This is a genomic window from Streptomyces sp. HSW2009 (assembly GCF_040240285.1).
Taxonomy (GTDB): domain Bacteria; phylum Actinomycetota; class Actinomycetes; order Streptomycetales; family Streptomycetaceae; genus Streptomyces.
The window spans coordinates 1-7,304 of sequence record NZ_JBEHZD010000418.1 but is presented as its reverse complement, the minus strand read 5'-3'; the positions used below and the strand labels follow the sequence as shown (position 1 = coordinate 7,304).

Below are 7,304 nucleotides of genomic sequence, written 5' to 3'. Positions count from 1 at the left end.
GGGGGGGGGGGGGGGGGGCGGGCCGCGGGGGGGGGGGGGGGGGGGGGGGCGCCGCGCGCGCCGCCGAGTACGCCGACACGCTCGGGCTCGCCCTCCAACTCACCAACATCCTGCGGGACGTTCGGGAGGACGCGGCCAACGGGCGCACCTACCTGCCGTCGGACGACCTGGCCAAGTTCGGCTGCTCGGCGGGGTTCCACGGCAGCACGCCGCCCGCCGGCGCCGACTTCACCGGCCTGGTGCACTTCGAAGCCCGGCGTGCCCGCGGCCTGTTCGCCGAGGGCTTCCAACTCCTGCCGCTGCTCGACCGGCGCAGCGGCGCCTGCGTGGCCGCCATGGCCGGCATCTACCGCAGGCTCCTGGAGCGCATCGCCAAGGACCCCACGGCCGTGCTGCACGGCCGGGTGTCGCTGCCCGGCCGGGAGAAGGCGTACGTCGCCGTGCGCGGCCTCGCCGGGGTCGACGCCCGCACCGCGACCCGGCGGGCGCCCGGGGGGCGCGGTTGATGGTCCGGACGCACGCCCCGCACGCCGCCCGGCCACTCCGTACGCCAGGAATCCCGCACTTCTCCCGCGGTACGCAGCGTGAGACCCCCGCGAGCGGGGCAACCCTACGGGGCGCAGCGGCGTCCCCCGTCGCAGCCGAGAAAGGGGCGCACGATGACATCGACCACGGACCCTGAGCGCCGTTCGCCCGGGGGCCAGAGCGCCGTCGTCGTCGGAGGCGGCCTCGCCGGGATCACCTCCGCGCTCGCCCTCGCCGACGCGGGCGTGCGGGTGACCCTCCTCGAAGGCCGGCCCCGGCTCGGCGGCGCGGCGTTCTCCTTCCGCCGGTCATCGCCGGTGGGCGAGCTCACCATCGACAACGGGCAACACGTCTACCTGCGCTGCTGCACCGGCTACGGCTGGTTCCTCGACCGCATCGGAGCCAGCCATCTGGCGCCGCTCCAGGACCGGTTGGACGTCCCCGTGCTCGACGTGGGGCGCAGCAAGCCGCGGCTGGGCCGGCTGCGCAGGACCGCGCTGCCGGTGCCGCTGCACCTGGCAGCCACCCTCGCCACCTACCCCCACCTCTCGCCGATCGAGCGGGCTGCCGTGGGCCGGGCCGCCCTCGCACTGAAGTCGCTCGACCCGTACGACCCGGCCCTCGACACCCTCAACTTCGGGGACTGGCTGCGTCGCAAGGGGCAGTCGGCCCGGGCGATCGAGGCCGTGTGGGACGTGGTGGCCGTCGCCACCCTCAACGCCCGCTCCGCGCAGTGCTCGCTCGGCCTGGCCACCATGGTCTTCAAGACCGGCCTGCTCACCGAGCCGGGCCACGCCGACATCGGCATCCCCCGGGTGCCGCTCGGCGAACTGCACGACACCCGGGCCCGCGCCACCCTGGAGGCCGCGGGCGTCGGCATCGAGCTGCGCAGCCGCGTCACCGGTCTCGACCGCGGCCCCGACGGCCGCTGGGACGTGCAGGTGGAGACCGCGCCGCACGCCGGCACCCGGCTGACGGCCGACACGGTCGTCCTCGCGCTGCCCCAGCAGGACGCACACGCCCTGCTGCCCACCGGCGCGCTCGACGACCCGGGCCGCCTGCTGAAGATCGGCACCGCACCGATCCTGAACCTGCACGTGGTCTACGACCGTCCGGTGCTGCGCCGCCCGTTCTTCGTGGCCATCGGCTCCCCGGTGCAGTGGGTCTTCGACCGCTCCGACACCTCCGGCCTGCCCGCCGGCACCGGCCAGTACCTGGCGGTCTCCCAGTCGGCCGCCCACGACGACATCGACCAACCCGTGTCCCGGCTGCGCGAGCGCTACTTGCCTGAGCTGGCCAGGCTGTTGCCCGCCGCCCGCGGCGCGACGGTGCGGGACTTCTTCGTCACCCGGGAGCGCACCGCGACCTTCGCTCCCGCACCAGGTGTGGGCCGGCTGCGCCCACCCGCCCCCACGAACGCGCCCGGCCTCTTCCTGGCCGGTGCGTGGACCGCCACCGGCTGGCCGGCGACCATGGAGAGCGCGGTGCGCCGCGGGCTGAGCGCCGCCGGCGCGGCGCTCTCCGAGCTCGGCCGGCCGCACCGCAGCCCGCTGCGGGAGGCGGTATGAGCACAGTGACCGGAAACAGAGGAGAAACCGTGACTCCGGCCATCCCCGTCGCGACCGCGAACGTCAGCGCCATGCTGGCCCGCGGTCGCACCCTCGTGACGCCCGTGTTGCGCGAAGCCGTCGAGCGGCTCGCCCCGCCCATGAACACCGTCGCCGCCTACCACTTCGGCTGGATCGACGCCGAGGGCAACCCCGCGGCCGGCGACGGCGGCAAGGCGGTCCGCCCGGCGCTCGCCCTGCTCTCCGCCGAGGCCGCGGGCGCCGCCGCCGAGGTCGGACTGCCCGGCGCGGTCGCCGTCGAGTTGGTGCACAACTTCTCGCTGCTGCACGACGACCTGATGGACGGCGACGAGCAGCGCAGACACCGCGACACCGTCTGGAAGGTGCACGGCCCCGAGCAGGCCATCCTGGTCGGCGACGCGCTGTTTGCGCTGGCCAACGAGGTGCTCCTGGAGCTGGGCACGGTCGACGCCGGCCGGGCGACCCGCCGGCTGACCGCCGCGACCCGCCGCCTCATCGACGGCCAGGCCCAGGACATCGCCTACGAGCAGCGGGGGCGGGTCAACGTCCAGGAGTGCCTGGACATGGAGGGCAACAAGACCGGGGCGCTGTTGGCTTGTTCGGTCTCCATCGGTGCGGTGCTCGGCGGCGCCGACGACCGGATGGCCGACACCCTGGAGACCTACGGCTACCACCTCGGGCTCGCCTTCCAGGCCGTCGACGACCTGCTGGGCATCTGGGGCGACCCGGTGGCCACCGGCAAGCGGCCGTGGAGCGACCTGCGCCAGCGCAAGAAGTCCCTCCCGGTCGTCGCCGCGCTCGCCGCCGACGGGCCCGCTTCCGAGCGATTGGCCCGAATTCTGGCGGCCGACGCCAGCCACGTCGGGAAAACGGATGACATTGCTGACTTCGATGAGGAAGAGTTCGCTAGCCGGGCGGCGTTGATCGAAGAGGCGGGCGGCCGGGAGTGGACCTTCCAGGAAGCCCGCCGGCAGCACGCCACAGCCGTGGCGGCACTGCACGAGGTAGACATGCCCGCAGCGGTACGAGCGCAACTGGTGGCGCTCGCCGACTTCGTCGTCGTACGAGAGGGATGACCCGCAGATGAGACACCGGGGTCTTCTGGAGCACCCCATCAGGCACAGCCACCACACCTAGCTCGCGGTCGCCGGGAGGTGTCGACCGTGGCGCCTCCCGACGCAACCCCAGCACGGCAGAGAACGGACTGCGAAAGGGGAAGCCATGACAGCGACAGCCGTCGAATCGTCCACGACCTTAGCGGCGGCCCGGCAGACGACGGCCAGGGCCGTCGACAACCTGCTGGCGCGCCAGGACGAGCAGGGGTGGTGGAAGGGCGACCTGGAGACCAACGTCTCCATGGACGCCGAAGACCTCCTGCTCCGTCAGTTCCTCGGCATCCAGGACCCCGCCGTCACGGCGGCGGGGGCCCGCCACATCCGCTCCCGACAACGCCAGGACGGCACCTGGACCACCTTCCACGGCGGGCCGCCCGAGGTCTCCGCGACGGTGGAGGCGTACGTGGCGCTCAGGCTGGCCGGGGACGAGCCCGACGCGCCCCACATGGCCGCCGCCTCCGCCTGGGTCCGCGGGGCCGGCGGCATCGCGGCCAGCCGGGTGTTCACCCGCATCTGGCTCGCCCTCTTCGGCTGGTGGCGCTGGGAGGACCTGCCCGAGCTGCCCCCCGAGCTGATCTACGTGCCCAGTTGGGTGCCGCTCAACATCTACGACTTCGGCTGCTGGGCCCGGCAGACCATCGTGCCGCTCACCATCGTCTCGGCCAAGCGCCCGGTGCGGCCCGCCCCCTTCGGCCTGGACGAGCTGCACACCGACCCGCTGCGCCCCAACCCGCCGCGCCCGCTGGCACCCCCGACCACCTGGGACGGCGCCTTCCAACGCCTGGACCGCGCCCTGCACGCGTACCGCAAGGTCAACCTGCGGCCGGTGCGCAAGGCGGCCATCCACTCCTGTGCGCGCTGGATCATCGAGCGGCAGGAGAGCGACGGCTGCTGGGGCGGCATCCAACCGCCCGCCGTGTACTCGATCATCGCGCTGCACCTGCTCGGTTACGACCTGGACCACCCGGTGCTGCGCGCGGGGCTGGCCTCCCTCGACCGGTTCGCGATCTGGAGCAAGGACGCGGACGGCGAGCCGGTCCGGATGGTCGAGGCGTGCCAGTCGCCGGTGTGGGACACCTGCCTGGCCACCATCGCACTCGCCGACGCGGGCGTGCCGGGCGACCACCCCGCCCTGGTGCGCGCCGTGGACTGGATGCTCGACGAGCAGATCTTCAAGCCGGGCGACTGGTCGGTGCGCCGGCCCGAACTCCGCCCGGGTGGTTGGGCGTTCGAGTTCCACAACGACAACTACCCGGACATCGACGACACCGCCGAGGTGGTGCTCGCCCTGGACCGGGTCGACCATCCGGACCCGGAGCGCGTGCAGCACGCCATGCAGCGCGGCGCCGAATGGAACCTCGGCATGCAGTCGCGCAACGGCGCCTGGGGCGCCTTCGACGCCGACAACGCCAGCCCGTTCCCCAACCGGCTGCCGTTCTGTGACTTCGGCGAGGTCATCGACCCGCCGTCGGCGGATGTCACCGCGCACGTGGTGGAGATGCTGGTCGCCCTCGGCGAGCGCGATGACCCCCGCACCCAGCGCGGCATCGACTGGCTGCTGGCCGACCAGGAGCCCAGCGGCGCCTGGTTCGGCCGCTGGGGCACCAACTACCTGTACGGCACCGGGTCCGTGGTGCCCGCCCTGGCCCTTGCGGGCATGCCCACCACACACCCGGCCATCCGGCGCGCCGTGAGCTGGCTGGAGAGCGTGCAGAACGAGGACGGCGGCTGGGGCGAGGATCAGCGCTCCTACCGCAAGCGGGAGTGGGTGGGCCGCGGCACCTCCACCGCGTCGCAGACCGCCTGGGCGCTGCTGGCGCTGCTCGCGGCCGGCGAGCGGGAGGGCGAGGCGGTGCGCCGCGGGGTCACCTGGTTGGTGGAGACCCAGTGCGCGGACGGAAGCTGGGACGAGCCGTACTTCACCGGCACCGGCTTCCCCTGGGACTTCTCCATCAACTACCACCTGTACCGGATGGTCTTCCCGATCACCGCGCTCGGCCGCTACGTCCACGCGCAGCCGTTCGGGGCGAAGCGACAGGGGGGCTGATGGCGGAGAGTTCCGCCGCACGGCACGGCGGGGTGCCACCGCTGCTGGTGGTCTGCGCGCTCGGCATCGAGCGGCGGGCGCTGCGCGGCGGCGACCGCAGCGCAGCCGCCGGCCCGATGGTGCTGCTGCGCACCGGCATGGGCCCGCGGGCCGCGGAGCGCTCCATACTGCGCATCCTGGCCGCCGACCGCCAGCCACCCGGCGCCCCGCCCCCGACCGCCCCGCCCCAGCAGGCACCGGACGCGCAGGACCCGCACTGCCCGTACGAGCCTTGCGACGCCCGGGGCCCGTACGACGTCCACGGCCCGTACGAAGCGCAGGAGCTTGACGACACCCCGGGCCCGGGCCAGGCGGCCGGCGGGCCCGGTGTTCGGCGCCCGGCCGCCGTGATCGCCACCGGCTTCTGTGCCGGGCTCGTCCCCGGCATGCACCCCGGCGACCTGGTCGTCGCCGACGAGACCCGGGACGCATCGGGCGTCACCGCCTGCACCGGGGCCGACGTGCTGGCCAAGGCGCTCGCCGAGCTGCCCCGGCGGGCCCGGGGCGCGGCGCCGGCCGTGCACGTCGGCCCGGTGGCCGGCTCCGACCACGTGGTGCGCGGCGTCGAGCGGGCCCGGCTGCGGGCGACCGGCGCGCTGGCCGTGGACATGGAGTCCGCGGCCACGCTGCGCACCGCGGTCGGCGCCGGACCACGCCCGGTTGCGGCCGTACGGGTGATCGTGGACGCTCCGGAACATGAGCTGCTGCGCATCGGCACCCTGCGCGGGGGAATATCCGCCTTCCGGGTACTCCGCTCGATCCTCCCTGCTTTCTGCCAATGGCACCGTTCTTTACCGCTCTCCAGGAGGTGAGCTAGATGGCCATGCCGCTCCGTCAGACCATCCGGGTCGGGACGTATCTCTTTGAACAGAAAGTGATCAGGCGGCGCGAGAAGTTCCCGCTGATCGTGGAGTTGGAACCGCTCTATGCCTGCAACCTCTCCTGCGAGGGGTGCGGCAAGATCCAGCACCCGGCCGGCGTGTTGAAGCAGCGGATGCCGGTGGCGCAGGCGGTCGGCGCCGTCCTCGAATCGGGTGCGCCGATGGTGTCGCTGGCCGGCGGCGAACCGCTGATGCACCCTCAGATCGACGAGATCGTACGGCAGTTGGTGCAGCGCAAGAAGTACGTCTTCCTGTGCACCAATGCGGTGTTGCTCCGCAAGAAGCTCGACAAGTTCACCCCCTCGCCCTACTTCGCCTTCACCGTGCACATCGACGGGCTGCGCGAGCGGCACGACCAGTCGGTCGCCAAGGAAGGCGTCTTCGACGAGGCGGTGGCCGCGATCAAGGAGGCCAAGCGGCGCGGCTTCCGGGTCACCACCAACTCGACCTTCTTCAATACCGACACCCCGCAGACCATCATCGAGGTGCTCAACTACCTCAATGACGACCTCCAGGTGGACGAGATGATGCTCTCGCCCGCCTACGCCTACGAGAAGGCCCCCGACCAGGACCACTTCCTCGGCGTCGAGCAGACCAGGGAACTGTTCCGCAAGGCGTTCGCCGGCGGCAACCGGCGCCGCTGGCGGCTCAACCACAGCCCGCTCTTCCTGGACTTCCTTGAGGGCAAGACCGACTTCCCCTGCACGGCCTGGGGAATCCCCAACTACTCGCTCTTCGGCTGGCAGCGCCCCTGCTACCTGATGAGCGACGGATACGTGCCCACCTACCGCCAGTTGGTGGAGGAGACCGACTGGGACAAGTACGGCCGGGGCAAGGACCCGCGCTGCGACAACTGCATGGCGCACTGCGGGTACGAGCCGACGGCCGTGCTCGCCACCATGGGCTCCCTCAAGGAGTCGCTGCGCGCCGCCCGCGAGACGGCGGCCTCCGGCCAGAACTGAGCCCACCGCAGGCCCCCCCCCGGGGGCCCCCCCGCCCCCCCCGCCGGGGGCGGGGGGGGCGGGGGCGGGGGCGGGGGCGGGGGGCCGGGCCGCACACGGGGGGCGGTCGCGGACGGCGGGCCCGCGGGAGGGGCGCCCGGGCGGGC

The 7,304-nt window shown here is 73.3% G+C and carries 6 protein-coding genes; all 6 read left to right on the top strand.

Going from position 1 to position 7,304, the window contains the following annotated elements; all coding sequences use genetic code 11:
• Window positions 1-506: squalene/phytoene synthase family protein (locus AAHZ94_RS25015; RefSeq protein WP_349995400.1), on the top strand; the 506-nt coding region annotated here is incomplete at its 5' end.
• 153 nt (window positions 507-659) lie between these two features.
• Window positions 660-2,093 (top strand): hydroxysqualene dehydroxylase HpnE, encoded by a 1,434-nt coding sequence (gene hpnE / locus AAHZ94_RS25010; protein WP_349995398.1) that lies wholly within the window; start codon window positions 660-662, stop codon window positions 2,091-2,093.
• Window positions 2,090-3,190 (top strand): polyprenyl synthetase family protein, encoded by a 1,101-nt coding sequence (locus AAHZ94_RS25005; RefSeq protein ID WP_349995396.1) that lies wholly within the window; start codon window positions 2,090-2,092, stop codon window positions 3,188-3,190. Before hpnE ends, AAHZ94_RS25005 begins: the two co-directional genes overlap by 4 nt.
• A 145-nt stretch (window positions 3,191-3,335) precedes the next feature.
• A complete protein-coding gene (gene shc / locus AAHZ94_RS25000) occupies window positions 3,336-5,276 on the top strand; it encodes a squalene--hopene cyclase (protein WP_349995394.1) in 1,941 nt (646 codons plus the stop codon).
• Window positions 5,276-6,127, top strand: a complete 852-nt coding sequence (locus tag AAHZ94_RS24995) for a phosphorylase family protein (protein WP_349995393.1) — start codon at window positions 5,276-5,278, stop codon at window positions 6,125-6,127. Before shc ends, AAHZ94_RS24995 begins: the two co-directional genes overlap by 1 nt.
• Before the next feature lie 5 nt (window positions 6,128-6,132).
• A complete protein-coding gene (gene hpnH / locus AAHZ94_RS24990; protein ID WP_349995392.1) occupies window positions 6,133-7,158 on the top strand; it encodes an adenosyl-hopene transferase HpnH in 1,026 nt (341 codons plus the stop codon).
• Window positions 7,159-7,304: the final 146 nt, after the last annotated feature.

What these genes read in the sequence shown, in the direction of transcription:
- AAHZ94_RS25005 (WP_349995396.1), top strand. Translation starts at nt 2,090, where the DNA reads ATGAGCACAGTGACCGGAAACAGAGGAGAAACCGTGACTCCGGCCATC.
- hpnH (WP_349995392.1), top strand. Translation starts at nt 6,133, where the DNA reads ATGGCCATGCCGCTCCGTCAGACCATCCGGGTCGGGACGTATCTCTTT.
- shc (WP_349995394.1), top strand. Translation starts at nt 3,336, where the DNA reads ATGACAGCGACAGCCGTCGAATCGTCCACGACCTTAGCGGCGGCCCGG.
- AAHZ94_RS24995 (WP_349995393.1), top strand. Translation starts at nt 5,276, where the DNA reads ATGGCGGAGAGTTCCGCCGCACGGCACGGCGGGGTGCCACCGCTGCTG.
- hpnE (WP_349995398.1), top strand. Translation starts at nt 660, where the DNA reads ATGACATCGACCACGGACCCTGAGCGCCGTTCGCCCGGGGGCCAGAGC.